Source organism: Paenibacillus terricola, from assembly GCF_014779765.1.
GTDB lineage: Bacteria > Bacillota > Bacilli > Paenibacillales > Paenibacillaceae > Paenibacillus_T > Paenibacillus_T terricola.
In genome coordinates this window covers 493590-517334 of the sequence record NZ_JACXZA010000004.1, presented here as the reverse complement: position 1 = coordinate 517334, position 23745 = coordinate 493590, and the positions used below count along the sequence as shown (strand labels likewise).

The window sequence follows — 23745 nt, the reverse complement described above, 5'->3', positions numbered from 1 at the left end:
GATGATCCCGTTTATTATAGCATTGTAAATCAGTCGTTGCATCTGGGGCAGAGAGAACATTAGCAGCGCTTTGATCCGAGATGAGTCAGTCCCCTCCTCCGCCGCAGCCTCCTCCGCCTCCGCACGAGGAATCGCCTCCTCCTCCACAGGAGGAAGAACCGCCGTCATGGTGACTGTCGTGCCCGTGATGAGAATGACTATGATGGGAGGAACCACCGTGGCGGTTAGAATCGTCTCCGCTATACGAGGTGCATGCGGAGGAGTTTCCATGTCGATCCTCGTCTCGGTGTATGTGTTCATTCATTCGCTGTTCCAGATTATTCGGCTCTATAGCAGAATAATAGAGCAGCAGCCAACCGCCCGACATGATTGCCATACTGTCGTATGACGATTCGTTGTTCATACGGTTCGGCATCTTGTAATCCGGCACTCCTTGTCCTCGTGCGCCTTGCCGCGCGGCATCGATCTGCCGCCTCGCCGAAGCTGCTAGATGGACAGCTGTACGGTTTAGATCCTCATATCGGGACACTGTATCGCTGCGGGACCATTCGTTTCGAATTTGGTCTTCGTTCATGGCTTCCATCTGAGACAACTTGTTAGGCGATAACGGTTCCCGGAAGAACGAGCCCCACACTTTCCCGCTTACAGGCGACAGCTCGAACAATTCGGCATACAGCCAATCAAACCATGCCCGACTCCCGGCTTCCGGCTTATTGTCATCTTGCCCATGCGGAGCATGGTGAATGTAAGCTCCGCAAAATTGCTGACAGAAGGTTTCGTACTCTCGCGTAAACATCAGCATCTCATGCCATACTTCATCAGCCTTCGTGCTATACATCGGAACATTCCGAAGCAGAGCGCACATGAGGAAGTAACGCTTCAGCTCGAACCAGGTCCAGGCCCATTCGCTTTGGGTCATGCCTGGCTTGGCCGTTTGGACACGATATTGGACGCGAGACTCGAACTCCGTTGGAAGCGCAGCATCCAGCCTCTCGGCTGCACTGCGGGCAGGATGATCGAACGCAACCCCGAGCGCAGCCGGCGGCTGCTCGTGCGGCCAAGGCGTTGAATAAGGTCTCCTTGCAGAGGGGCGACCAGCTAGTCCTCCGTTATTCATGCGCGGTTTCTGATTCCCGATTACCTTGAGCACGATAATGAATGTGATAACGCAAATCCCGACTACAATGAGTTCCATCCCCGAACACCTCTTTATTTCCATTTATGTAATGAGTATAGCATGGGAGGGGTTTCGGTTCATTGCAGAGCGTCATAATGTAGTCAAAAAAAACGCCCCACCCGCTGTCGGAGTGAGGCGTCTTGGATCGTTGCGATAATTAGTAAGCCATACCTGGGTACAGCGGGTATTGTGCCGTCAGCGCTTGAACTTTCGCACGCGCTTCAGCAAGGACAGCTTCGTCCTTCGGATTCTTCAGCGTCATCGCGATAACGTCAGCGATAACTTTCATTGCTTCCGCATCCATGCCGCGCGTTGTAGCCGCTGGCGTACCGATGCGGATACCGCTCGTCACGAATGGGCTCGTAGGGTCGAACGGAATCGCGTTCTTGTTACATGTAATTTGAACAGAGTCGAGTACGTGCTCTGCTTCTTTACCCGAAATGCCGAGGTTGCGCAGGTCAACCAGCATGAGGTGGTTGTCCGTGCCGCCGGATACGATGTTCAGGCCGTGGCCAACAAGCGCATCAGCAAGTACGCGTGCGTTCTCGACTACGCGTTTGCCGTATTCTTTGAACGAAGGTTGAAGCGCTTCGCCGAATGCAACGGCTTTCGCTGCGATGATGTGCATGAGCGGGCCGCCTTGGGAGCCTGGGAATACCGCTTTATCAATCGCTGCAGCCCATGGCTTACGGCAGAGGATCATGCCGCCGCGAGGACCGCGAAGCGTTTTGTGCGTCGTCGTCGTTACGAAGTGTGCATGCGGCACTGGGCTTGGGTGCAGGCCCGCTGCAACAAGGCCAGCGATGTGTGCCATGTCAACCATGAACAGCGCGCCTACGTCTTGAGCGATCTGGCCAAGCTTCTCGAAATCGATGATGCGCGGGTATGCACTTGCGCCGGCAACGATCAGGCGAGGGCGGTGTTTGAACGCAAGCTTGCGAACTTCTTCATAGTCGATCGTGAAGGAGTCTTCTTGCACGCCGTAAGGAACGAAGTTGTACAGAAGGCCGGATGCGTTAACTGGGCTGCCGTGCGTAAGGTGGCCGCCGTGCGCCAGGTTCATGCCGAGAACCGTATCGCCAGGGTTGAGACATGCCAGGTATACAGCCATGTTCGCTTGCGCGCCGGAGTGCGGTTGAACGTTCGCATGCTCAGCACCAAACAGTTCTTTCGCACGGTCGCGTGCAATATTTTCTGCAATGTCAACATACTCACAGCCGCCGTAGTAACGTTTGCTTGGGTAACCTTCGGCATATTTGTTCGTAAGAACCGTGCCCATTGCTTCGAGTACCGCTTCGCTGACGATGTTCTCCGATGCGATAAGTTCGATGTTGTCACGTTGACGTTGAAGCTCGAGACCAAGTGCTTTTACGATTTCCGGATCTTGTTTACGCAAGTTTTCCATAGGATAAAATCCTCCTTAAATAAAATGGTGGTGCTATATTCACAAGCGGTTGCCCGCATGGTTGAACGCAATGATAAGTATGAGATGCTACTCGCAGGTGCCGCCTGGACGTTCCGGCTCAGCCTTATCGTCCAATGTATAAACCGCTCTCGCCCCGCCTATCAGCTTCGGACGACTGTAAGCCATCGTCACATGCGCTTGACCGATAGAACGAATCGTCGGTCTAACCGGTACAGCTACTGGCCGCAAATGCATGCCGATGAACGTGTCCCCGATATCGATTCCTGCGTGGGCGCGAACCGATTCGACCAGCACCGCATCGTTCAAATGACGATACGCGTACGCCGCCATCGATCCGCCCGCCTTCGGCACGGGTACAGCCGCTACCTCATCGAGCCCGTAACGTTCTGCAGCCTCGCGTTCCACGACGAGCGCCCGGTTCAGATGCTCACAGCATTGATACACGGGATAAAATCCAGCCTGCTGACGGACCGCCTCCACACCGGCGAAGATCGCCGCAGCCGCGTCCGTCGTGCCGGACGTGCCGATGCGTTTGCCAAGCACTTCGCTCGTGCTGCAGCCAATGACGACAAGCTGGCCGCGCTTGATGCTGCCCGCTGTCACAAGCTCGCTGACAATGGTCTGCACGGCTTGCTTCACGACAGATGCCTGTTCGCTGTAAAAAACACCTTGGACGTCGCTCATCGCAATGCCTCCCGCGTGTACGTCATTAAGATTTATACTTGCGCCGCGTATTTCGCTTCGATTTCTTTTACTTTGCTAATGCGACCGACATGGCGCTCGCCATTGGAGAATGGCGTTTCGAGCCAGATGCGAATAATTTCTTGCGCTACGCCAGGACCAACAACTCGCTCGCCCATTGCCAACACGTTCGTGTCGTTGTGATCGCGCGTTGCTTGCGCCGAGAACATATCATGTACGAGCGCGCAGCGGATGCCGCGAACTTTGTTCGCTGCGATCGACATGCCAATGCCTGTACCGCAGATCAGAATGCCGCGGTCAGCTTGACCGTTCGCTACTGCTTCGCAAACCGGAAGCGCATAGTCTGGGTAGTCAACGGATTGGTCGCAGCTGCAGCCAACGTCCGTCACTTCATGGCCAAGCGATTCGATGAACGGAACCAAAATTTCTTTCAAGCGGTAGCCGCCGTGGTCGGCCCCAATCGAGATTTTCATGGTGAAAACCCTCCTTAAGATTTTGCGGTAGCTTCACACCAACCTGTGGTGTGACATGCAGCAAAAGCCGCATCGGAAGCATACGCTTTAAGATTTTGCGTCAGCCTCACACCCATCCTCTGGTGTGACATGCAGCAAAAGCCGCATCGGAAGCATACACTTTTTTGCGATAACTATAAATTTCAGAAACCAGTCCGCACTTATTATACCTAATTTGCCCGCAATACACGACACCTATCGACACCAGCAAACACCTGATTATTACCTGATTAAAAGCAAAAAAGAGCATAACGCGCTCAACGCGCGATGCTCTTTGCCCAGGCGACCGGCCGTATATTCCGATGCTCCACCGTGGTATCCCACTTCGTCGCCAGTTACATCGGAAACCGTTAAATTTGTCTTCATCATACCTGATCCGGCAGCCAAAATCAATCCTTAACAGCCCATAATCAGCGCAACAGCGCACTTTCCAGATCGACTGGACTACGAATGGCCGTCTTTCGCAAGTCTATCCAGCAGCTTCTCCACCGCTTCCTCGATCTGTGCCGCGCAGCTCTCATATACGTGCAGCGGACCGCCAAACGGATCATCGATATCGAAGCCGGGAATTTGACGCTCCAGTTCGATCATGCGTGTCCGATCCGCATCCGTAACCTCTTGTCCAAGCGCCTGCTTCATCTGCCATTCCGTATATAAACGTTCCAGTTCGGCCAACTTAGCAGCCGTCTGTTCGTCCAGTGACGCATATTCGAGCAGCGTATGCGTCTTCTCCATCGCGCTCGGGAATCGCCCAAGCAAGCTTCGCTTATGCGAGGCCGTCATCGTTAGAATCAGATCCGCCCACTGCACCGCAGATTCTGCAAGCACACGGCTTGTGCCGTTATGAGCAATCTGCTTGCGTCTAAGCGTCTCAGCCGCATTCGCTGATACCGCCATCCCATCTACGGTCGAGACGCCTGCCGAACGGACCTCAATGTCCAGCGAGCGCCGCGCCGCTCTATCGCGCATAATAGCTTCCGCCATTGGCGACCGGCACGTATTGCCGGTGCATACGAACAATATCCGTTTCAAGGCAAGTCGTACTCCCTTCCAGTTAGAACACGAACAATAGACCAAATGTGAGCAGGATGACGCCGCCGCATGCTTCTCCGTAGCCGCCAAGACTCCGACCAGCGCTTCGCCCAATCATCAGGCCGAGCACCGACATGACGCCGCCCGCGAGGCCGAACATCAGCACCGTAAGCATCACATCCAGCGCGAACATCCCAAGCGAGACGCCAACAGAGAACGAGTCAATGCTGACGCTGAAAGCAAACAACAGCATTCCCCAGAGGGAGCTGTGGTTAACGGCCTTCGCGTCGTCGCCGCCGCCTCTGAATGAGTTGTACACCATATGCCCGCCCAGCAGCAGCAATAGCACACCCGCTGCATGAGTCGCAACATCACCCAGCAAGCCGCTTACATACTGACCAGCGAACATACCCAGCAATGGCATCAGCATATGAAACAACGCAATAATGGTGCTTAGAAGCGCGATACGCCGAAGCCGTATCCCTCTCATCCCAATGCCTACGCCAAGCGAGAAAGCATCCATCCCAAGCGCAATCGCCATAATAAGCAGTGTTAACAGCTGGCCAGCTCCCATACTCGCTTCCCAATGCACATTCATCTCTCCCGTCCTGCCGCATTCTTGTACACTTTATGCGGACGAGCGGGCGTTCATGTTCATTACGTAATCATTATCATTATTCGGTTTCTGCATCATACATAAACGATCTGATTCGCAGCCGCTTTTGCAAGCCGGTTCATAAGCGCAAGTCCGATGCCATCGCTCGGACAAGCCTCGGCCCAGATGCTTTGCACCCCTCTAACATCAAATTCCCGCAGCGCGGCATACAGCCCTTGAGCAGCAGTCTCGAGCTTCTCCAGACTGCCGCAGACAACCACTTCATCCGCCGTAAAATAATTCTGATGCTCCTCATATGTGAGCACCCCCGTCACTTCACCGCGCGCCATTGCCGCAGCCACCTCGCGTTGGATGTAGTCGCGCACGGCTTCCGCCTTTCCGCTGACGAGCAGCATCGTGCCTCGCGGCGCGTAGTGCGCGTATTTCATGCCAGGCGAACGCGGTGCTGCGCCCGCTTGCTCGGACGCTGCCGCTTCCTTATGAGCCTCCGCAACTTGGTCGCTGCTGGCCATGTCCAGCCCAGCCAGCGTCTCGTCCAGCAGCACAGTCGGCACAACTTCCCGCAACTGCTCCGCTGTAATCCCGCCCGGGCGCAAAATGCGTACGACGCCCGGGCCTTCCGTCATGACGACGGTCGACTCCAGACCGACGCCCGTCGGGCCGCCGTCGACAAGCCCGTCGATTCGGCCGTCCAGATCCTCGCGGACATGCTCCGCGAGCGTCGGGCTTGGCCGGCCCGAGCGGTTAGCGCTTGGCGCAGCGACCGGGCAGTTCGCTGCCGCGATCAGCCGCAGCGCTACTTCATGCTGCGGCATGCGCACCGCGACGGTGTCGAGGCCAGCTGTGACGCGCGGGGATACCGCGCCTGGAACAGCTGGCATGACGATCGTAAGCGGCCCCGGCCAGAAACGTCGCATCAGCGCGCGCTCCGTATCGCCTACCGGCATCACTAGCCCTTCCAGCTGCGATTCGTCCGCAATATGGACGATAAGCGGATTGTCGGAGGGGCGCCCTTTTGCCGCAAAAACCTGTTCCACCGCACTCGTCTGACGAGCATCTGCCCCAAGGCCATATACCGTCTCCGTCGGAAAAGCAACTACGCCGCCGCCGCTCAGCAGCCGCGCAGCCTCGGCAATTGCCTCCTGCGATGCACGGTCGTCAGCACCCGGGAGCACCTGCCATGTGGATGTTTGAATGGTCATCATTATTCCTCGTATCTCGATTAATCGACTAATGTTGTAGTTGTATTATAGCACAATGAAAGCCGGCTGCTTAGGCAGACCGGCTGGGGTTCGTTAATGGAAATGGCGAATGCTGAGTGTATGCTTACGATGCAAGCAATTTGCTGGCAGGTAAGCAGTTTCGAGGATAATGCAAATTGCTTTTAAGAAAACAAGTTATGGAAAAAACGAATGATTGCTTCAAACAATTCCACCAGGAAAAACTTCGCTTCTGGCGCTTGGCCGGATTGTGCTTGTTGATCGTCTGCTTTCTTCACTTGGCCATCTGCTTTGGCATTCTTGACTGGCGCTTCTTTCGTGTCCGCTTTGGCTGTCTTCGCTTCTGCCTTGCCTTCGGCTTTCGACGATTTGCTATCTGCTTGGTCGACAGCGGCCTCTGCTTGTGCCGGCTCTGCTTCACCGGTAGCTGCATCTACGAAACACAGCGGCGGGAACAATACGCACCACCAGTTCTGACCTGCGCCTTTGCCGAGCGTAATGCGGAGCGCTTCGTAGTCACCGGCTGGGTAGACGCGGCTGCCGTACATTTTGGTCGGGAACGGGACGATTGCAAGCTCTGCCTTGAACCCGTAATCGAAACCTCGAATCTCCAACTCGTGAGCGATGACCGCCTCGATCTCGCCCATATGGCTGCTGATCGTTGCGCGAGCTTGGTCGATTGTCGCAGGACCGCTCACCCAGTTGTTCATGGCTTCGACGACCGCATCGCGTACATGGCGTTTCACTGCTTGGTCAGCAGGTGCATCGGAATTCGCCAGGATGCGAAGTCGGATCGATTGATCCGGAATAGCTCCCTCAATCGCGGATGCGTCGGTGCGCACCTGCTCCCAGCTCATGAGGATAACGAAAACAGCGAGAATCAAGTAACCATACATCGGACGATATGCGAAGCGGCGGCGCCGCGGTTGTGCGAGTTTAGAAGAAGAAGAAACAGAAGCGTCGTTACTATCAACCGAATAATAGGAATGATGGCGGATCATATACACAAGCCCCTCTCAGGCACCCGTCGGCGCTTCAGCTTGCGTTCCGGAACGTATCTATAAGGCAGTATGTCCGAGGGTGGGACTCTATAAACCTAGTAGAGAAAATGAAAATAGAGAGAGGATGTTTTCATTTTTGAAGAATTAGTTGCGGGTGGTTAGAAGGACGAATTGTGAGGACGGATAAGTTACTTGTATAAGTGTTGATGCAGGATAGAGAGGCGATTTACCGCCCCTATCCTGCACAGATAAACATAAATAAAAGGATAGAGGTGATTATCACCCCTATCCCCCACAAACCAGCTTACTCCGCATGACGAATCGCCAGCACGTGGCGGTCGATTCCGCCGTAGTCGGCGATGATGCGGATCTCATCCCAATGGCCGATTGCGCGAAGCAGATCGGCCACGTCCTGCGCTTGGCCGATGCCAAGCTCGAAGCCAACGATACGCGGCAGCTGCGCAAGCTGCGGCAGCTGGACAGACATGCGCCGATACGGCTCCAAGCCGTCATCGTCGCCGCCGACGAGCGCAAGGCGCGGCTCATAGTCGCGCACCTCCGGCTGAAGGCTGGGAATATCCGCCGCCGGAATGTACGGCGGGTTGGAGACGAGCACGTCGATGCGCAGCCCAGATGCCGCATCGGTCTGGTGCTCAACACCTCCGCCATCCGGTACGAACGGCAGCAGCAAATCGCCTTGCACGAACGTGATGCGTTCCGCCGCCTCATGACGAGCCGCATTGCCACTCGCGACCGCTAGAGCCTCCGGCGATAGATCGGACGCGAATAGACGCCAGCTCGTGCGCTCCGCAGACAACGTCACCGCAATCGCCCCGCTCCCTGTACCAACGTCAACAACCGATGGTACAGTCCCCTTATCCGCGGCAGGCCATAGCTTGTCCGCCGCCTCAATGACAGCCTCGACAAGCAGCTCCGTCTCCGGACGCGGAATGAGCACAGCCGGCGTTACAGTGAAAGGCCGCCCGTAGAACCATCCTTCGCCAATCAAATACTGTACTGGTTCGCCAGCCGCCTTACGCGCGATTAACGCCGCCCATTGCTCGAACAGCGGCTCCGGCATCGGTTCATGCCAATCGCGCAGAAGTTCTGCCTTCGTGAAGCCGAGAATATGGCAGAGCAGCAGGTTGGCGTTCGAACGCGGCTCACCGATACCGACCCCTGCAAGCAAAGAAGAAGCCTGCAAGCAGGCTTCTCCGATTGTCATGCCGGGTCGATAAGTAACCTCCGATTGTGTCATCGGTCTTGTTCGCCCCTCTTAACCGCAGGCATCGCTGCCTGCAGCTGCATTATTGGTTGTTCTCTTGTTCCAGCAGCTCCGCTTGTTCCGTCAGCGTAAGCGTCTGTACGATCTCTTCGATGTCACCGTTCATGATCGAGTCGAGGCGGTGCAGCGTGAGGCCAATCCGGTGATCCGTTACACGGCTCTGCGGATAGTTGTACGTCCGAATCCGTTCACTGCGGTCGCCCGTACCCACTTTGCTCTTACGTTCGCCTGCATACTTCGCTTCTTCTTCTTGACGATGAATCTCAAAAATACGGGAGCGAAGCACTTGCAGCGCCTTCGCTTTGTTCTCGTTCTGCGATTTGCCGTCTTGGCAAGTTGCGACGATACCCGTCGGAACGTGCGTTACGCGAACAGCCGATTTCGTCGTGTTGACGGATTGGCCGCCAGCGCCGCTCGAGCAGAACGTATCGACACGAATATCTTTGTCATGAATCTCAATCTCGACTTCTTCCACCTCAGGCATAACGGCAACGGTCGACGTCGACGTATGGATACGTCCGCCCGACTCCGTAGCAGGAATACGCTGAACGCGATGCGCGCCGCTCTCGAACTTCAGCTTGCTGTAAGCGCCTTTGCCGATAATCATGAACACAACTTCCTTGAAGCCGCCGAGATCGCTCTCGTTCATATCCATGATTTCCGTTCTCCAGCCCTGCGAATCCGCATAGCGGGTATACATCCGATACAAGTCGGATGCGAACAGAGCAGCTTCGTCGCCGCCTGCCGCGCCGCGAATCTCAACGATAACGTTCTTCTCATCGTTAGGATCTTTCGGCAGCAGGACGATGCGAATACGCTCATCCAGTTCAGCTTTGCGTTCAGACAGCTCATCAACCTCGAGCTTCACCATCTCGCGCATTTCGTCATCAAGCTTCTCGCCGAGCATCGCTTTCGCATCGTCGAGCTGTTCACTGACGTTCTTGTATTCAGTAAAGGCCTCATACGCTTCCTGAAGGCTCGATTGCTCCTTGGAATATTCGCGCAGACGCTTAGGATCTCCCGCAACATCCGGGTCACAGAGCAGCTCGCTCAATTTCTCATAACGGTCGGCTAGTACAGATAACCGGTCTATCACCGTACATTCACCCCTATAAAGCCCGGGCACAGCCGGAACTTTGTATTCATCCGACAATTATAGCACAACACCGCATCTTCATAAACTGTTTTGCTCGTGGAAAGAGACGGAACTGTGACCAAATGGCCGCCTGACTACACTTTAAAGGACTGCACCGCTGCCGTAAGCTCGCCTGCAGCGGATTTCATCGACTCTGATGCCCCTTCGACCTCTCCCATCAGTTCAAGCTGACGTTCAGCTGCATTGGACGCTGATGAGGCTTGATTAGCCGCATGTTCTGCGATCCGTTCCAGTTCATCCAGTGATGCAGCGATCTGTTCGCTGCCCGCTGACATCTCCTCGGTGGATGCGGAAACTTCCTGCATCTGGCTGACCAGCGTACGAATGCCTTCTTCGATTCCGCGGAACGCTTCGCCTGCCTCTGCCGCGATAACCATTCCTTCCTGCGCTTCCTGCAGGGAGTTCGTAACCGAATGCGCCATTGCGTTCGTACGAAGCACAATGCTGCCCAGCATATCGCTTACCTGTTGGGAAGACTCGCCTGCCCGCTCCGCAAGCTTGCGAATCTCTTGCGCAACTACAGCAAAACCTTTGCCCTGCTCGCCTGCGCGCGCCGCTTCAATCGACGCGTTCAAGGCAAGCAAATGAGTCTGCGTCGCGATATCGCCAATGAGATCCATGGCCTCACGAATACTGCGATTCCCCGCTTGCAGCTCTTGTACTTCCGCCGCCGCCTGAACAAGCCGGCCCTCGATCGTATTCATCTGCGCAACGGTGCTATCGATCCGTTCGCCGCCTGTCGTCGATTTCTCCGATGTATCCTGCGCGAGGTCCGCAACCGCCGATGCCGATTCCGCAATCCGCTGAATGCCGATCGTAATCTCCATCATCGCGCGTTGGCTTTCCTTCGAGCTCTGCAGCTGTTGCTCCGAGCCTGCCGCCACCTCGCGTACCGCATCTGCAACGATGCGCGTCTGCGACGAAGAATCGCCTGCATTGTGATGGACCGATTCCGCATTGTTATTCACCGTCTGCGACAACGTTTGGACGCTATGAATGAGTCCGTTCAAATTCGAGATCATGCCGTTGAACGCCGTGGACAAACGACCAATCTCGTCATTGGAACGCACATCCACGGATACGGTCAGATCGCCGCCCGCCGCCTGTTCCGCCAAACGCGCCAGACGTTTGAGCGGAGCAAGCATTCTGCGAAGGAACAGCACAATAAGCAGAATACCAATGACCTCTATGCTGACCGCAATGACTGCTTCGCTCTTCATCATTGTATTCAACTGCTCTTGCATATGAGATGGATCAAAATCGAGCTGGAACAACGCAATCGTATCCCCGTTGTTATTCAGGATCGGCTGCAAATAGGTGATCCACTCTTCGCCGTTGTCCAGTTTAGCCTCGTACACGGCCGATCCGTCCTTCTGGGCGGTCTCCCAATTGCGAAGGAATTCCTTCGATGCAGTAAATGTATCGCCTGCCTTCGGACCCTTCTCGCTATCGGTCTCGCTAGACAACATGTAGGTCATCGCCCCGTCTTGCCCGCCTGGCACCAGCACGAAGGCATGACTAACGTTAAGCTCCTTCGTCAACAGCTCCGTAATTTCATTCAGCTTCTGATACGACTTGGCTAATGTAAACGGCTGATTCTTCTTGATTTTCTCAAGTGCAGCAGTGATCCCCGCCTCTTCCGGCATGTACTGCTTCTCCATCAAGCGTCCCGAATCGCTCAAATGCTCGAAATATGTACTTTTATCCCTCATGCTATTCTCTGCCACCATGATACTGACTACCACGATAATGAAAACCGACATCACTAACGAACTTTTCAGCACAAGCCCCATATTCCGAAACCACTTCATGCTGTTAACGCCCCCTGTTGTACGAAAATTACTATCTCCTCTTGATAACGGCATTGCAACCGTTTTCAATTAGTGATTTCTGAAATAATTCAAATCAGTTTACATGGAATACAAAATGAATGAATTAGAATACAAAAAAAGAATGCCACCTCAGCAAACCGCGCTGTTATGGCATTCTTGTTCCTTCGTTCTATGCAAAAAGCATCGATTATACGTTGAAACGGAAGTGCATAACGTCGCCGTCCTGCACAACATATTCTTTGCCCTCAAGGCGAAGCTGGCCCTTCTCCTTCGCTGCGTTCATGGAGCCTGCGGCTACCAGATCGTTGTAGGAAACAACCTCTGCACGGATGAAGCCGCGCTCGAAGTCCGTATGAATAACGCCAGCTGCTTGCGGCGCCTTCATTCCTTTGCGAATCGTCCAAGCACGAACCTCTTGCACACCAGCCGTAAAGTATGTGTACAGGCCAAGCAGCTTGTAAGCCGCGTTGATCAGACGATCCAAGCCAGATTGCTCAAGGCCAAGCTCTTCGAGGAACATCGCTTTATCTTCGCCTTCAAGCTCTGCGATCTCCGACTCAACCTTCGCGCTGATAGGAACAACTACTGCGCCTTCCTCTGCTGCGAATTCACGTACGATCTTGACGTACGGATTGTCATCCGAGTTCGCTGCTTCCGTCTCGTTCACGTTCGCCGCATACAACACCGGCTTCATCGTCAGCAGATGCAGGTCACGAATAAGCAGACGCTCTTCATCGCTCAGCTCGACGCTGCGCGCTGGCTGGTCGTTGTAGAGTGCTTCCTTCAGTCGCTCCAGCACTTCAACTTCCTGCGCGTATTGCTTATTGCCGCCCTTCATGTTCTTGCGGGAGCGATCGATACGGCGATCAACCGAATCAATGTCTGCGAGAATCAGCTCCAGGTTAATCGTCTGAATGTCGCCCAGCGGATCGACTTTGCCGGCAACGTGCGTAATGTTCTCGTCTACGAAGCAGCGAACGACGTGTACGATCGCATCTACTTCGCGGATATTCGCAAGAAACTTATTGCCCAGACCTTCGCCTTTGCTCGCGCCTGCCACGAGGCCTGCGATATCGACGAATTCAAAAGCTGTAGGAACCGTACGGTTCGGTACGACGAGCTCCGTCAGCTTGACGAGACGCTCATCCGGCACCTCAACGACACCAACGTTCGGGTCGATCGTACAGAATGGATAGTTGGCCGATTCCGCTCCGGCCTGCGTTATTGCGTTAAACAATGTCGACTTGCCGACATTCGGCAGTCCGACTATTCCACATGAAAGCGCCATGACGCACAACAACTCCTAATCTCTTATCAATATTGGACATTATACCGCAGCACGCCGCACATGGAAAGCTTCTACCGCCGACTGCCCGTATACCAGCCTTACGAAGCAGGAGTCTGCTGCCCCATTTCATCCTGCAGACGCTGCAGTTCATCGATAAGATCCTGCGTCGGCGGCGTAATCTCTTCCGCCTTCTTGGCTGCCTCCGGCACCGTAACCGTCTGGCCGCCATCCCAGCCGCTGTACGTAATATCAAGCGTCTGGTTAAGCGTCGTTGGATGTCCCTTCTCAAACTCGATCGACAGCACCATCGCCATCTTCACATCCATCGGAAGCTTCGTCGTCGCATCCGTCGTCAGCTGATAAGTGAAGCTGTTCACCTTAATCGTATCCGCAACCTCTTTCGTCATCGTTCCGCCGCCGAACGTACCGCGCAGCACATCGTCTATAATGGCCTTGGCCCCTGCATCCGTTCCGTCCCCCGTGTAGTCATATTGAAGCTGACCTGCCGTATTCGTACTGCCTTTCAATTGTGCAGAGGACACTTCCAGCCGTTTCAACGGCTCTGACGGCTTCACTTGATAATCCGATAACGTCTGCTTCACCTGCGGAATAGCCGAAGCTGCCATCTTGGTCCAATCATCCGTCGCCAAGTCATGCATGTAGTACCCATCCGGTGTCAAAATGGTCTCCATCTTCGACTTCTCGCCTTCGTACTCCGATTGAATCGACTGTTTCATCTGAAGCGGCTCACGCACGACGTCACCTGTCGTCGTCATATTCATCGTTTCTTCATCCAGATTCTGGCTCAGCTTCATCGTTATGGTCCAGGTTGCAGGCTTCGCTGCCGCCTCAGCCGCCTGTTCAAGCTGCTGCTGCAGCTTCGATGCATCGCCAGAAGTCGATGCTTCCTCCTTCTTGCCGGGCGAACAAGCTATTGTCATCATCAATGTTATGCACGCAGTGCCAACCAGCAGCATTCTTCGTCCCGCTCTGATCCGTTGTCCCATGCCCGCGTCCCTCCTTCGCTCCATTGTCATTGTACTTAGAATGTCCCAGGGTACACAGGGGATACTACCCGAAAGGGAGGTGCGACAAACCAATGGAAAACCAATCGCATAAAGGCAACTACAAAGGAACGACGAATATGAAGGCCAAAAATCAGGATATGGCGTTCGTCAACGATACGATTGAAGATACGAAATCCGTCACAAACTTTTCCGGCAAAAAGAAGAAGTCCGATTAGTAACGAACGCGACGTCACTACGGTGGCGCAATGCTTTTCATCTTAGTGGATAAACCTGCTGCTCACGCAAAATCCCCGCTGCGGCAACAATGCTGCAAGCGGGGATTCATTTTGCCAAGCCTGATTCATTCGCCTTCGACTTCGTCTTACTTATCGCGCAGCGGCGCTTCCTTCAGATCGGCCTTCACCTGCAGGAAGCGGAAGAATGCCGTCGCCGCTTCTGCTCGCGTCACCTGACGCTCCGGCAGGAACTTGCCATTCTGCAGCGACATAATGCCAAGGCCAACGGCAATTGCAGCCTGCCCTTTCTGTTCGACCTTCGCCGCATCCGAGAATGCAATGTTGAACAAATTGTCATGCTCGGCAAGCGGATTGTAGCCCAGCGCACGCACGATGAGCTCCGCCATTTCCTCGCGGTCCACTTTACCCTCTGGATTAAACGTGCCGTCGCCTACATCGATCAACTGCTGCTGAACAGCCGTCTCCACGTATGCGAAATAGTTGGAACTCGTTGCAACATCGCTGAAGGAGGCTGCTGCCTTCGAATCCGATGCGTAGTAAATCGGCGTGCCTTGATTCATCGCAAGGACCAGCATCTTGATCATCTCGCCGCGCGTAATGACGGCATTCGGATTTACTTTGCCATCCTGCAGATCAAGCGCTTTGTACGCAACCATCAGCTCCAACTCACGCTGTGCCCAGTGGCCTTCAATGTCGGTCGCTGTCTGACGCGCCAGCGTCGTTACCGTACCGTCATTGGAATTAATCCACTTACCCGTTACTGCATCAAGCGTCACGTTCTCGTCGAGGTTATACCGCGGCACGAGTTGGTATACCAGCTTCGCTTCGCCCTTCGATTTCACCTCATCCGGCTTAATCTCGCCAGCCGCAATCAGAACCTTATATTTCTCAATTGGAATCGGCTGTCCGTCCCAATAGTAGTTATAATCCGATTGATACGTCAGTTGGACACGGTAATAATCCATCCAAGCATCCGCAGCCTTCTCGTCTCCAATAACAACAGGCGCCGTGGCTGGATATTCGAAGCCGGACGTATTCGACCAATAATTCTCGACCGAACCATCGTATGCATTAATCGATACTTGTACAGACTCGCTGTCAACGGGCACGCCGTTCACTTTACGAATCGCATTAAAGTAGTAGCTGCCGATCTGTTCCGGCTTCTTGCCTTCATAGTTGGACGTATCATACTCCATGAGGTAATATTGGTCCGCGAGCCATCCGAGTTGTTGGCCAAGCACCTCAATCGCCTTCGTGCGAGCAGCGGCGTATGATACGCCTGATCCTGTATTCGCCGAGTTATAACCCGAGTAATTGCGAATTTCACCTGTTTGCGCATCGACCTGCGCGTAGATGGACCGCACGTTCTTCCCGTCAGCATTGTCCACGGAATAAGAAAGCGACCAATAGGAACTGTTCTTGCCCGTCGATTCATCCGCGTATTCGCCGTACTGGGAGTCCGTGAGTTTCGCATCCTTCGGTATGCCGAATGCCGCATCAACCCTAGCTGCTGCCTGCTCCTTCGTCAACGATCCATTTGCCGATGGCTTATTGCCAAGCGGCTTCGCGCTAACCTGCGTCTCCTTAGCCGGCGCGACCGAATTGCCCACTTTCTCGCCTGTGATCGCAGAAATGGCGACAGGTGCACCGTTGTAGACGAGCAACGGTTTGCGCGGCTTCATTTGATAAGGAATGATGTACCCGAGCGTTGGTTTCAATGCGGCTTGCAGCTTAACGGCTGCATCGTCGCTTGAGATTGCAGCAGCAGCTTTATCAAACGTGACGGAGCTGTCCCAATAGCGGTTGAAGCTGAGCACATGCCCTTCGCCGTCCACCTGCATATCGATGTAGTTCTCGACGAATGGAATGCCGTTCACGATTCGGTCGAATCGGATCGTATGAACAACCTGCCCCGTCAACGGAGGCTTCTCATCCACGCCAATATACGGATCCAACTGAACTTGATCCTTGTAAGCGGCAGCGACCTTCGCTATGAACGATTGCGCCACCTTAGCCGCCTGATCACGGTCAACCTTCGGCGGATATACAGGCTTCACATTCGACGTATCCGTATTGCTGTTATAGCCGATCAACTCGCCGTTATCCGCATCGATCGTCACATTGATATTGCCGAGCGTACGCTCCTTCACTTGATACGTATAGCTCAAGCTCCACACGCTGTACAGGCCGCTCGTGCGGAAGGACGAAGACAAGCTCGCGCTTTGAAGTTTATAGGTTGCTGGGATGCTGACATATTTCTGAGCGAGCGCAATCGCTTGCGACTTCGTGATCGCCGCATCAAGCTTGACATTAACTGGATCGACCGTTGGGATCCCTTCTGCTGATGATGTAGTTGAAACGGCTGCATCAGAGCTCACAGCCGACGTTGACGCTGAGGCATTCGTCGCTGCGAATGCGCCTGCAGGCAGTGACAGCGTTAGCGCTGCAGCTGTTGCCAGTGCAACGAGCTTACGCGAGCGCATCGCCCGCTTCTTATTCTTATTGGACTTCGTGGACATTAACATTTCCCCTCCCGTATTATCGGTACCGCTGGAAATAACCGCTTTACGTTCCAATCTGATTATTTCAACGCGAGATAGGTGGAAATAGTTGCTGGAAACCACGTAATTTTTTACACAAAAAAAACCTCCACTCTGCTCTTGCGAGCAAAATGAAGGTTCTTGCTGATGCTATGCGGAATACGTCAACCTTACAGGTTGTTCGAAATTCTCGTTTTCAGCGAATCTTTGGATTGAAGACCAACGAGCTTGTCGACCGGCTGGCCGTCCTTGAACAGGATCAGCGTCGGGATGCTCATTACGCCGAATTGGGAAGCCAGTTCAGGTTGTTCGTCAACGTTGATTTTGCCGATCGTAGCTTGACCTTCAAGCTCCGTTGCGAGCTCCTCAACGATAGGAAGCTGCATTTTGCAAGGGCCGCACCATGGCGCCCAGAAATCTACGAGGGACACGCCGTTCTCGATGCTTTGCGTGAAGTTTTCTTTAGTCAATGTAACTGCCATATTGTATCATTCCTCTCCTTGATATCTTGTATGGAATGGGGGTTACCCGTCATACCGCTTATTCCTTCAGCCGCCGGCCGCGCCTCTCGTCACCCGCAGTCGCTGCATTCCCGAATCTGTCCGAGCACATCACGAATCGTAATGGCGTCAAAATGAGACTCCAGATGCTTCTCTGCGGTGCAGAAGATGCCGAACATGACTTCCTTCATGTTCGATCCGACAACACAATCCATGTCTGGGTTGCCTGAGCACCAGCTCGGCATGAGCGACCCTAGAGCCATGACGCGATAAATATCGCCAAGCGTTACCTTGTCAGGCTCCGCTGTAAGTCGATATCCGCCGCCCGCGCCTTCGCGCGTCGCAACGTATCCTGACTTGCGCAGAATGCTCATTACCTTGCGGATCCGTGCGGAATGCGTGCCGACATTATCGGCCAACATCTCGCTTGAGGCCATACCATCAGGCAAATAAGCCAAATAAACCAGACTGTGTACGGCTATCGTAAATTCGCTGTTCATTTACTGGTTGCCACCCCGCTTCATACTGTAATGATATCAGTTACAGTTAACTCTGTCAAGCCGGCGGCAACCTATATGGTGCTTCCACAACGCCTGTAATATGCGAGTTGGCCGCGCACCAAATCCTAAACGAACGTTAGAGGGTCTGGACCGAAGCGGCGTCCTTCATCGAGGGCATCGATTGCGGCTGCATCCTCTTCCGTCAGCGCCCAATCGAATATTGCCGCGTTCTCCGCGAGACGCGACGGCGTCACCGACTTCGGAATCGTCATCACGCCACGCTGCAGATCCCAACGAAGAATAATTTGCGCCGGCGATTTGCCGTATTTGTCTGCCAGCTCCGTCAGCAGCGGCTGATCAAGGTTGCCCTGCATAAGCGGGCTCCATGCCTCAAGCTGAATCCCCTTCTCCCGGCACAACGTCTGCAGCGATGGCTGTGTCAGCAGCGGATGGAACTCGATCTGATTAACCGCAGGCACCACTTCACAGTTCGCGAGCAACTCCTTAAGCTGCGGCTCCAGGAAGTTACTGACGCCGATCGCTCGCACGCTGCCATCCCGATACAGCTTCTCCAGGGCGCGGTATGTATCCACGAACTTGCCCGTCACTGGCCAGTGCACCAGATACAGATCAATGACATCAAGCCCCAGCTTGCTGCGGCTGATCTCGAATGCCTTCAACGTCGCGTCGTAGCCTTGGTCATCGTTCCACACCTTCGTCGTTACGAACAGCTCATCCCGGTTAATGCCGCACTCCCGGATCGCACGGCCAACACCTTCTTCATTGTGGTAGAAGGAAGCCGTATCGATACTGCGGTATCCGATCTCGACGGCAGCGTGAATCGCGTTCACGACTTGCTCCCCGTCTTGCGCCTGCCAGACGCCAAGTCCAAGCCAAGGCATGCGAACGCCATTGTTCAGCGTTGCTGTATCTGCAATATGCTTCGGAATGCTCATCGTTGTCCATCTCCCATTCATGTATGTAGTCCTTTACGCAATGCCGGACCGCTAGAACAAACTAAGCTGCTCCGCGTCCGGCTCCTCCGGCTTCGGCAGCGGCGGCACGGGTTGTCCGAGCATCGCCATAAGCTGACGGGCGTTATCCGCCGCATCTCCGCCTGAGTTGTTGTTAAAAATAACGATTACCCGCTCCGAGAGCCGCTCCAATCGGAGGAGACGTTCTGCCCACTCGGCAAGTTCGGCTTCACTGTACCGGTATAGATAGCGGACATCGCGCCAGTTCGGCGCGTTGCCTGACAGCCAGCCCTCGGCATGCCTGCCATGAAATCGAACGAGCGTCAGTTTCTCATCAGTCGCGGCCTCGACAATCGGAACACATCCTGCGCCGATCTGCGGCTCGTCGCAGACGCTGTGAATCCAATCGTCCCGCCTCATATAATCAAGCGTCCGCTCCTGCATGTCAGGTTCGAACCAGCTCCGATGCCGGAACTCGAGCATGCACGGGATGCCCGCCATCCGCGCTCTCGCTTCTCGTACCACTCTTACATTGTCTCGCGTGCAATCAAACCATGGCGGATATTGAAACAGCGCTGCAGCTAGCTTGTCCGCCTCTATCATCGGCTGCAGCGATTCGCGGAATGCCTTAAACATCGCACCTTCGCTTGGGAAAGGAATGCGGTCGCGCGTATGGCCGGTCATGCCCTGATAGGCTTTGACGACGAACTGAAAATCAGCTGGCGTCTCGCTCGTCCACTTCGAGAGCGTTCGCTCCGGTTGAACGGCATAAAACGTGCTGTCCACCTCAACGGCAGGGAATAAGCTGCTATAGACGCCCAGTTTGTTCTTCGCTGCGCCAGGCGCCGCATACAGCTTATCATGATCGCCCCAGCCAGCAAGTCCGATCTGGATCATCTTCGCTTCCCTCCCCTAACACCAACTATTCAGAACGGATTCCTTCCATGAATATACTCGAACCGATTGCGGCCTTTCAAGTTTACTAGAGGAAACTGTGCGGCATTTGCATGTCATGTGTGCCCATTCCGCCGAATAGAATGAATCAGAACGTCATCCTACTATTGTCCGAAGGTGGTGCTTCCCATGGTATGGCTGTGGAGTGCGACAGTTGTAATCGTTCTGGCGATCATTATCGTCCTTATCTCGGCATCGCGCTCGCGCTGGACGATTCTTCAGACCGAAAGCGACACACGCATTGACCTCGTTGACCGCTTGTATGCGTACTTGAAGTCACAGGGCATCAAATCCAGGCTTACCGGCGATGACAAGGTTCGCACCCTGCAAGTTCGCAAGCAGGATGAAGAACGAGCACGAGGACTTGCGGAATCGTTTCAATCCAAGACGTAAAGCAGCATTGATTTCCCCCGAACTGCCTGCCGAATGTTTGGCATCTGATCCGATAAGTCCCACCCGCCTACTTCGAGCGGTCACCAGTATGGTGATCGCTCTTTTTCTTGTGTAAAGGACAGCCATAACATGTGCCCGGGATACGTTCGTTGTAACGTCGTCATATTAAAAAGCTCTTCCGGCAGCGCTATGCAGCGTGAAGGAAGAGCTGTATTCTGCACATGCGTTCCTGTTGCTTACGTTCCACCCGATCGCTGCTACATCAACGTAAGCCCCGTAATAAGCAGCGTAATGCCCACAATCGCAATGGCCACGCTCGACATTCGAATCGACTTGGTTGCAAGCCACACGCCAGCCCAGTTCATGCCGCTGTGAAGCGGTACAAGGGCGATGACCATCCAAGGGAAGCTAGCAACGATTAACGTGCAGCCGATATGGAACGCAGAAGCCCAGATTCTCTCCAGAATGCCCCATAGCGGACTTGCTTGCAGATTGCCGGTCGCCTCTAGCATTTGCTTAGCTTGCATCGCTTTGTCATCCGTTCTGCCTGCCAAGGAGGAGATCGCGATAATCTGGATGATGACGTATGACACCTCAACAGCCGCCCACCCCTGACCAATTGAGAGCGCCCAAGCCGAGCCGAAAGACGTAAGGGCCAGCAGGACTACGCGTGTCATTTCCTCAAGAATACCCGAGCACGCAATCATGATCGCCTTCATGCGCTCCTGCGGCAAACGCATGACAGCTGCACCGATCGGTCCTCTCAGGAATAACGCAATGATCCATCCGAGCGCACCAAGTCCAAACGCCTTCCAGTCGATTGCGTAGCCCGACAACGTGAAACCGACGCCGAACAGGACAGGCACTGCCACATACAAGGGAATGAATTTGATCGCCCGCTTCGTCGCTTTCGACAATTGCACATCCAGCTCATTCGATTCAACCGCCATGTTCATCTTCTTCATCTCCTTCAGTTCGATTCGTTGGTATTGACTTCGTCTCTGGAATAACAACCGTCGAAATCATGCGCAGCCTTCGTTCCAATGTTGGCTTATTGTCCGCATATCGCTGTGCAATTGCCCGCTGTTCCGTAAGCAGTGTCCGATACTCCTCGTCCGTCAAACTCAGTTCAATCTTCCGGAAAGAAACGCCGTCCTCTACCATGTTGTAGCGCTCTTGGCCGACATAGGCACCGAACTCGCTCAGCAGCGAGGCAACGAACTTTACGAACAGCTCCATATGTTGCGCTGACGCCGTCTCGGTCACATCATCGGGCGTAAGCTCCGCTGCATTGTGCGCGAGCGCATATACTTTCTCGACCGTTCCGCGATTGCGGCGTTCCTCAACGACGTGAATAAGGCCGGCCTTCAACAGCGTGTTCAGATGTCGGTACAATGTCGCTTGCGGGATATCGCTCATGCGCTCTGCAAGCTGTTGAGTTGTATGATTGCCCTCCGGCAGCAGCGCCTGAATAATGCGCAATCGGATCGGATGCAGAATTAAATCAGCCTTGGACTGTTCCATGCTGTGCGCTCCCTTCAGCTTCTTGTTCAATTATTATCATTATTGATAATGATAATAATATAAGATCTACGAACTGTCAACCTGTTCCAAATAAAAAGAGGCATCCGCCGAGCGCCACTTATTAAGCGGCCCATCGCTGCAGATGCCTCCTATTGAGATGAATGTTCTTATGAAGTGCTGTAGCAGCCGAACCTTGCTATAGTTAAGCAGATGCTCCGCTTATTTTGAGACCAATGACGCCAACGATAATCATGCCGATAAACAGCAGCTTGCGCCAGTCTTTCGACTCGCCGAAGAGAAACATGCCGAGCAGCACGCTGCCCGCAGAACCAATCCCCGTCCAAATGCCATATGCGGTACTGATCGGTATATCCCGCAGCGCCTGCGATAGGCAGTAGAAGCTTACGATTCCGGAGATGACAGCTCCGACTGTGCCTTTCCACTTCCGGAAACCGTCAGACAGCTTCGTAAATGTTACCCCGCTTACTTCGCCAAGCCCTGATAACAATAGGAAAAACCAAGCCATTGTCACTGCACCTCCTGACGTTCGGAAGATACAGCCCCGCCGTTGGTGGTAAGGCCCGCACTGACGGAACCACTGTCGCCCGCCTGCTGAACAGCCGGCTTCTTCTCGCCCGAGATGACCTTCAACCCAATAATGCCGCACAATAAGATCGTAATGAAGACGAGCTTGCCGACTTCCGCCGGTTCGCCAAGAAATAGGATGCCGACGATCGCCGTACCCGCCGTACCAATGCCTGTGAAGATCGCGTACGCCGTACCGATCTCAATGACGCGCATCGCTCTTGCGAACAAGGCGAAGCTCGCAATAAGCGCCGCGACCGTTAGCACGCTCGGCACGACCCGCGTGAAGCCATGCGATTCCTGCAGACCAAATGCCCATGCGATCTCCAGAAAGCCGCCCACAATTAAATATAACCAAGCCATTGCATTAATCCCCTCTCATGATGCCGTTCCACAGCCACTCCCATACAGCCTCGACTCGCTGACGATGCGTCTTCGCATCGTAAAGTTGAACCTCAACGAGCAGGCCATCAATCAATGCATAAATAACGGCTACTTGCCGGTTCAGGTCTACTGGCGGAGCTCCCGTCTCTTCAGATACAGCTCGGAGCAGCTTATGAAGATCGTCCGTAATTTTCTCTTCGTATTGCAAAATATGCTGGCGAAGCCGCTCCTCCAGTCCACGCGGCGGTGCAAGCATAACCCGTTTCAAGAATGCCTGGCCGATCGACATCCCTGCAAAATCCGTATAGAAATCGAACAACCGTCGCAGCTGTCGCTTCGCGTTTAACTGCTCTGTTGGCTCCGTCCGCAAGCTGTCTGTATGCGTCATCCACTTCTCACGCTCTTCGACAATGACATCCTCGACGAGACGAAGGAACAGCTGTTCCTTCGATGAGTAGTGCGCATAGATGGACGGTGTCTTAATGCCAACTTCCTTCGCAATGTCGGACAGCGACGTGCCTTCAAACCCATAGTCCGTGAACAGCTTCAGCGCTGTTTGTTGAATGCGGTATGCAGTATCGTTCATGGGATCGGAACCTCGTTTCGATTGTACCTAACGAACGTTAGTTAGTTAATTATGAGGATCATTGTATCCGAGGGAATTGGGGAAGTCAAGGGGCGGATAAACGGACAAATTGCAGATTACAGCTATACGAAGATTGAGCTTCCGATTAAGTTCAATCGTGCTGCGGGCGACGACATCATCTCGACTGCAGCGGACGATAAAGGCACCGCATTGATTTAAGCATACACAAAGAGACCCATAGGGATTCACGCCTCGCAGCGCGATCCTTATGGGTCTTTCCATTATTTCATGAGG

25 protein-coding genes, 1 pseudogene and 1 riboswitch are annotated in these 23745 nt (G+C 54.0%); of the genes and pseudogenes, 3 read left to right on the top strand and 23 right to left on the bottom strand.

All coding sequences use genetic code 11. The features are described 5' to 3' along the window. Nucleotides 1-85: 85 nt before the first annotated feature. From H8B09_RS18510 to H8B09_RS18450, 13 genes are all read right to left on the bottom strand, one after another. On the bottom strand, nucleotides 86-1195 hold the full coding sequence (locus tag H8B09_RS18510; protein WP_191205022.1) for a UCP032817 domain-containing protein: 1110 nt from the start codon (nucleotides 1193-1195) through the stop codon (nucleotides 86-88). A 139-nt stretch (nucleotides 1196-1334) separates the two neighbouring features. Continuing rightward, nucleotides 1335-2582, bottom strand: a complete 1248-nt coding sequence (gene glyA / locus H8B09_RS18505; protein WP_191205021.1) for a serine hydroxymethyltransferase — start codon at nucleotides 2580-2582, stop codon at nucleotides 1335-1337. Nucleotides 2583-2669: 87 nt separating this feature from the next. After that, nucleotides 2670-3287 (bottom strand): TIGR01440 family protein, encoded by a 618-nt coding sequence (locus tag H8B09_RS18500; RefSeq protein ID WP_191205020.1) that lies wholly within the window; start codon nucleotides 3285-3287, stop codon nucleotides 2670-2672. A gap of 32 nt (nucleotides 3288-3319) precedes the next feature. After that, nucleotides 3320-3778 carry a ribose 5-phosphate isomerase B gene (rpiB, locus tag H8B09_RS18495; RefSeq protein WP_191205019.1) on the bottom strand — a complete coding sequence of 153 codons (459 nt, stop codon included), beginning with the start codon at nucleotides 3776-3778 and terminating at the stop codon, nucleotides 3320-3322. A 308-nt stretch (nucleotides 3779-4086) separates the two neighbouring features. Next, nucleotides 4087-4166, bottom strand: a riboswitch (ZMP/ZTP riboswitch). A gap of 95 nt (nucleotides 4167-4261) precedes the next feature. Next, entirely contained in the window at nucleotides 4262-4849 is a 588-nt protein-coding gene (locus tag H8B09_RS18490; RefSeq protein WP_191205018.1) for a low molecular weight protein arginine phosphatase, read from the bottom strand. Nucleotides 4850-4871: 22 nt separating this feature from the next. After that, on the bottom strand, nucleotides 4872-5447 hold the full coding sequence (locus tag H8B09_RS18485) for a manganese efflux pump MntP (protein ID WP_191205017.1): 576 nt from the start codon (nucleotides 5445-5447) through the stop codon (nucleotides 4872-4874). Between the two features lie 92 nt (nucleotides 5448-5539). Continuing rightward, nucleotides 5540-6670, bottom strand: a complete 1131-nt coding sequence (locus tag H8B09_RS18480; protein ID WP_191205016.1) for an L-threonylcarbamoyladenylate synthase — start codon at nucleotides 6668-6670, stop codon at nucleotides 5540-5542. A gap of 179 nt (nucleotides 6671-6849) precedes the next feature. Beyond that, nucleotides 6850-7686 carry a stage II sporulation protein R gene (gene spoIIR, locus H8B09_RS18475; RefSeq protein WP_191205015.1) on the bottom strand — a complete coding sequence of 279 codons (837 nt, stop codon included), beginning with the start codon at nucleotides 7684-7686 and terminating at the stop codon, nucleotides 6850-6852. Between the two features lie 304 nt (nucleotides 7687-7990). Continuing rightward, a complete protein-coding gene (gene prmC / locus H8B09_RS18470) occupies nucleotides 7991-8944 on the bottom strand; it encodes a peptide chain release factor N(5)-glutamine methyltransferase (protein WP_191205014.1) in 954 nt (317 codons plus the stop codon). A gap of 49 nt (nucleotides 8945-8993) precedes the next feature. After that, nucleotides 8994-10067, bottom strand: a complete 1074-nt coding sequence (gene prfA, locus H8B09_RS18465) for a peptide chain release factor 1 (protein ID WP_191205013.1) — start codon at nucleotides 10065-10067, stop codon at nucleotides 8994-8996. A gap of 134 nt (nucleotides 10068-10201) precedes the next feature. Continuing rightward, nucleotides 10202-11938, bottom strand: coding sequence for a methyl-accepting chemotaxis protein (locus tag H8B09_RS18460; protein ID WP_191205012.1), 1737 nt, complete (start codon nucleotides 11936-11938; stop codon nucleotides 10202-10204). Nucleotides 11939-12146: 208 nt separating this feature from the next. Then, nucleotides 12147-13247, bottom strand: coding sequence for a redox-regulated ATPase YchF (gene ychF / locus H8B09_RS18455; protein ID WP_191205011.1), 1101 nt, complete (start codon nucleotides 13245-13247; stop codon nucleotides 12147-12149). 98 nt (nucleotides 13248-13345) lie between these two features. Next, nucleotides 13346-14254 (bottom strand): DUF6612 family protein, encoded by a 909-nt coding sequence (locus H8B09_RS18450; protein ID WP_191205010.1) that lies wholly within the window; start codon nucleotides 14252-14254, stop codon nucleotides 13346-13348. 92 nt (nucleotides 14255-14346) lie between these two features. On the opposite strand from H8B09_RS18450, the gene H8B09_RS18445 reads away from it, so the two are divergent. Then, entirely contained in the window at nucleotides 14347-14490 is a 144-nt protein-coding gene (locus H8B09_RS18445) for a hypothetical protein (RefSeq protein ID WP_191205009.1), read from the top strand. Nucleotides 14491-14636: 146 nt separating this feature from the next. Here the strand turns inward: H8B09_RS18445 and H8B09_RS18440 are convergent, their stop codons facing one another. The 5 genes from H8B09_RS18440 to H8B09_RS18420 form a co-directional block, all read right to left on the bottom strand. Next, nucleotides 14637-17030: an S-layer homology domain-containing protein gene (locus H8B09_RS18440; RefSeq protein ID WP_191205008.1), complete on the bottom strand. Its 2394-nt coding sequence runs from the start codon at nucleotides 17028-17030 to the stop codon at nucleotides 14637-14639. Nucleotides 17031-17221: 191 nt separating this feature from the next. Continuing rightward, entirely contained in the window at nucleotides 17222-17533 is a 312-nt protein-coding gene (gene trxA, locus H8B09_RS18435; protein WP_191205007.1) for a thioredoxin, read from the bottom strand. An 89-nt stretch (nucleotides 17534-17622) separates the two neighbouring features. Further along, nucleotides 17623-18051, bottom strand: coding sequence for an RrF2 family transcriptional regulator (locus H8B09_RS18430; RefSeq protein WP_191205006.1), 429 nt, complete (start codon nucleotides 18049-18051; stop codon nucleotides 17623-17625). A 125-nt stretch (nucleotides 18052-18176) separates the two neighbouring features. Further along, nucleotides 18177-19007 carry an aldo/keto reductase gene (locus tag H8B09_RS18425; protein ID WP_224753722.1) on the bottom strand — a complete coding sequence of 277 codons (831 nt, stop codon included), beginning with the start codon at nucleotides 19005-19007 and terminating at the stop codon, nucleotides 18177-18179. A 51-nt stretch (nucleotides 19008-19058) separates the two neighbouring features. Next, a complete protein-coding gene (locus H8B09_RS18420) occupies nucleotides 19059-19922 on the bottom strand; it encodes a DUF72 domain-containing protein (RefSeq protein ID WP_191205005.1) in 864 nt (287 codons plus the stop codon). Between the two features lie 186 nt (nucleotides 19923-20108). On the opposite strand from H8B09_RS18420, the gene H8B09_RS18415 reads away from it, so the two are divergent. Beyond that, the gene (locus H8B09_RS18415; protein WP_191205004.1) at nucleotides 20109-20372 is read left to right on the top strand and encodes a hypothetical protein; all 264 of its coding nucleotides are present in this window, start codon (nucleotides 20109-20111) and stop codon (nucleotides 20370-20372) included. Between the two features lie 257 nt (nucleotides 20373-20629). On the opposite strand, the gene H8B09_RS18410 is transcribed toward H8B09_RS18415, so the two are convergent. From H8B09_RS18410 to H8B09_RS18390, 5 genes and pseudogenes are all read right to left on the bottom strand, one after another. Continuing rightward, nucleotides 20630-21328 carry a YhfC family intramembrane metalloprotease gene (locus H8B09_RS18410; protein ID WP_224753721.1) on the bottom strand — a complete coding sequence of 233 codons (699 nt, stop codon included), beginning with the start codon at nucleotides 21326-21328 and terminating at the stop codon, nucleotides 20630-20632. Next, nucleotides 21312-21896, bottom strand: coding sequence for a helix-turn-helix domain-containing protein (locus H8B09_RS18405; RefSeq protein ID WP_191205002.1), 585 nt, complete (start codon nucleotides 21894-21896; stop codon nucleotides 21312-21314). The genes H8B09_RS18410 and H8B09_RS18405 overlap by 17 nt, the downstream gene beginning before the upstream one ends. Nucleotides 21897-22098: 202 nt before the next feature. Then, nucleotides 22099-22422, bottom strand: coding sequence for a DMT family transporter (locus tag H8B09_RS18400; RefSeq protein ID WP_191205001.1), 324 nt, complete (start codon nucleotides 22420-22422; stop codon nucleotides 22099-22101). Nucleotides 22423-22529: 107 nt separating this feature from the next. Continuing rightward, nucleotides 22530-22844 (bottom strand): annotated as a pseudogene (locus H8B09_RS18395) (DMT family transporter); the annotation flags it as partial. A gap of 4 nt (nucleotides 22845-22848) precedes the next feature. Further along, nucleotides 22849-23451: a TetR/AcrR family transcriptional regulator gene (locus H8B09_RS18390; RefSeq protein WP_191204999.1), complete on the bottom strand. Its 603-nt coding sequence runs from the start codon at nucleotides 23449-23451 to the stop codon at nucleotides 22849-22851. A 51-nt stretch (nucleotides 23452-23502) separates the two neighbouring features. On the opposite strand from H8B09_RS18390, the gene H8B09_RS18385 reads away from it, so the two are divergent. Continuing rightward, on the top strand, nucleotides 23503-23670 hold the full coding sequence (locus tag H8B09_RS18385) for a hypothetical protein (RefSeq protein WP_191204998.1): 168 nt from the start codon (nucleotides 23503-23505) through the stop codon (nucleotides 23668-23670). Nucleotides 23671-23745 lie beyond the last annotated feature (75 nt).

Bases quoted from the DNA above. Each gene is read 5' to 3' on its own strand.
- H8B09_RS18450 (WP_191205010.1), bottom strand. From the start codon at position 14,254: ATGGGACAACGGATCAGAGCGGGACGAAGAATGCTGCTGGTTGGCACT.
- H8B09_RS18430 (WP_191205006.1), bottom strand. From the start codon at position 18,051: ATGAACAGCGAATTTACGATAGCCGTACACAGTCTGGTTTATTTGGCT.
- H8B09_RS18405 (WP_191205002.1), bottom strand. From the start codon at position 21,896: ATGGAACAGTCCAAGGCTGATTTAATTCTGCATCCGATCCGATTGCGC.
- H8B09_RS18420 (WP_191205005.1), bottom strand. From the start codon at position 19,922: ATGATCCAGATCGGACTTGCTGGCTGGGGCGATCATGATAAGCTGTAT.
- H8B09_RS18400 (WP_191205001.1), bottom strand. From the start codon at position 22,422: ATGGCTTGGTTTTTCCTATTGTTATCAGGGCTTGGCGAAGTAAGCGGG.
- H8B09_RS18510 (WP_191205022.1), bottom strand. From the start codon at position 1,195: ATGGAACTCATTGTAGTCGGGATTTGCGTTATCACATTCATTATCGTG.
- H8B09_RS18480 (WP_191205016.1), bottom strand. From the start codon at position 6,670: ATGATGACCATTCAAACATCCACATGGCAGGTGCTCCCGGGTGCTGAC.
- H8B09_RS18415 (WP_191205004.1), top strand. From the start codon at position 20,109: ATGGTATGGCTGTGGAGTGCGACAGTTGTAATCGTTCTGGCGATCATT.
- ychF (WP_191205011.1), bottom strand. From the start codon at position 13,247: ATGGCGCTTTCATGTGGAATAGTCGGACTGCCGAATGTCGGCAAGTCG.
- spoIIR (WP_191205015.1), bottom strand. From the start codon at position 7,686: ATGATCCGCCATCATTCCTATTATTCGGTTGATAGTAACGACGCTTCT.
- H8B09_RS18425 (WP_224753722.1), bottom strand. From the start codon at position 19,007: ATGAGCATTCCGAAGCATATTGCAGATACAGCAACGCTGAACAATGGC.
- H8B09_RS18440 (WP_191205008.1), bottom strand. From the start codon at position 17,030: ATGTCCACGAAGTCCAATAAGAATAAGAAGCGGGCGATGCGCTCGCGT.
- trxA (WP_191205007.1), bottom strand. From the start codon at position 17,533: ATGGCAGTTACATTGACTAAAGAAAACTTCACGCAAAGCATCGAGAAC.
- H8B09_RS18460 (WP_191205012.1), bottom strand. From the start codon at position 11,938: ATGAAGTGGTTTCGGAATATGGGGCTTGTGCTGAAAAGTTCGTTAGTG.
- H8B09_RS18385 (WP_191204998.1), top strand. From the start codon at position 23,503: ATGAGGATCATTGTATCCGAGGGAATTGGGGAAGTCAAGGGGCGGATA.
- prmC (WP_191205014.1), bottom strand. From the start codon at position 8,944: ATGACACAATCGGAGGTTACTTATCGACCCGGCATGACAATCGGAGAA.
- H8B09_RS18485 (WP_191205017.1), bottom strand. From the start codon at position 5,447: ATGAATGTGCATTGGGAAGCGAGTATGGGAGCTGGCCAGCTGTTAACA.
- H8B09_RS18410 (WP_224753721.1), bottom strand. From the start codon at position 21,328: ATGAACATGGCGGTTGAATCGAATGAGCTGGATGTGCAATTGTCGAAA.
- rpiB (WP_191205019.1), bottom strand. From the start codon at position 3,778: ATGAAAATCTCGATTGGGGCCGACCACGGCGGCTACCGCTTGAAAGAA.
- glyA (WP_191205021.1), bottom strand. From the start codon at position 2,582: ATGGAAAACTTGCGTAAACAAGATCCGGAAATCGTAAAAGCACTTGGT.
- H8B09_RS18445 (WP_191205009.1), top strand. From the start codon at position 14,347: ATGGAAAACCAATCGCATAAAGGCAACTACAAAGGAACGACGAATATG.
- H8B09_RS18390 (WP_191204999.1), bottom strand. From the start codon at position 23,451: ATGAACGATACTGCATACCGCATTCAACAAACAGCGCTGAAGCTGTTC.
- H8B09_RS18500 (WP_191205020.1), bottom strand. From the start codon at position 3,287: ATGAGCGACGTCCAAGGTGTTTTTTACAGCGAACAGGCATCTGTCGTG.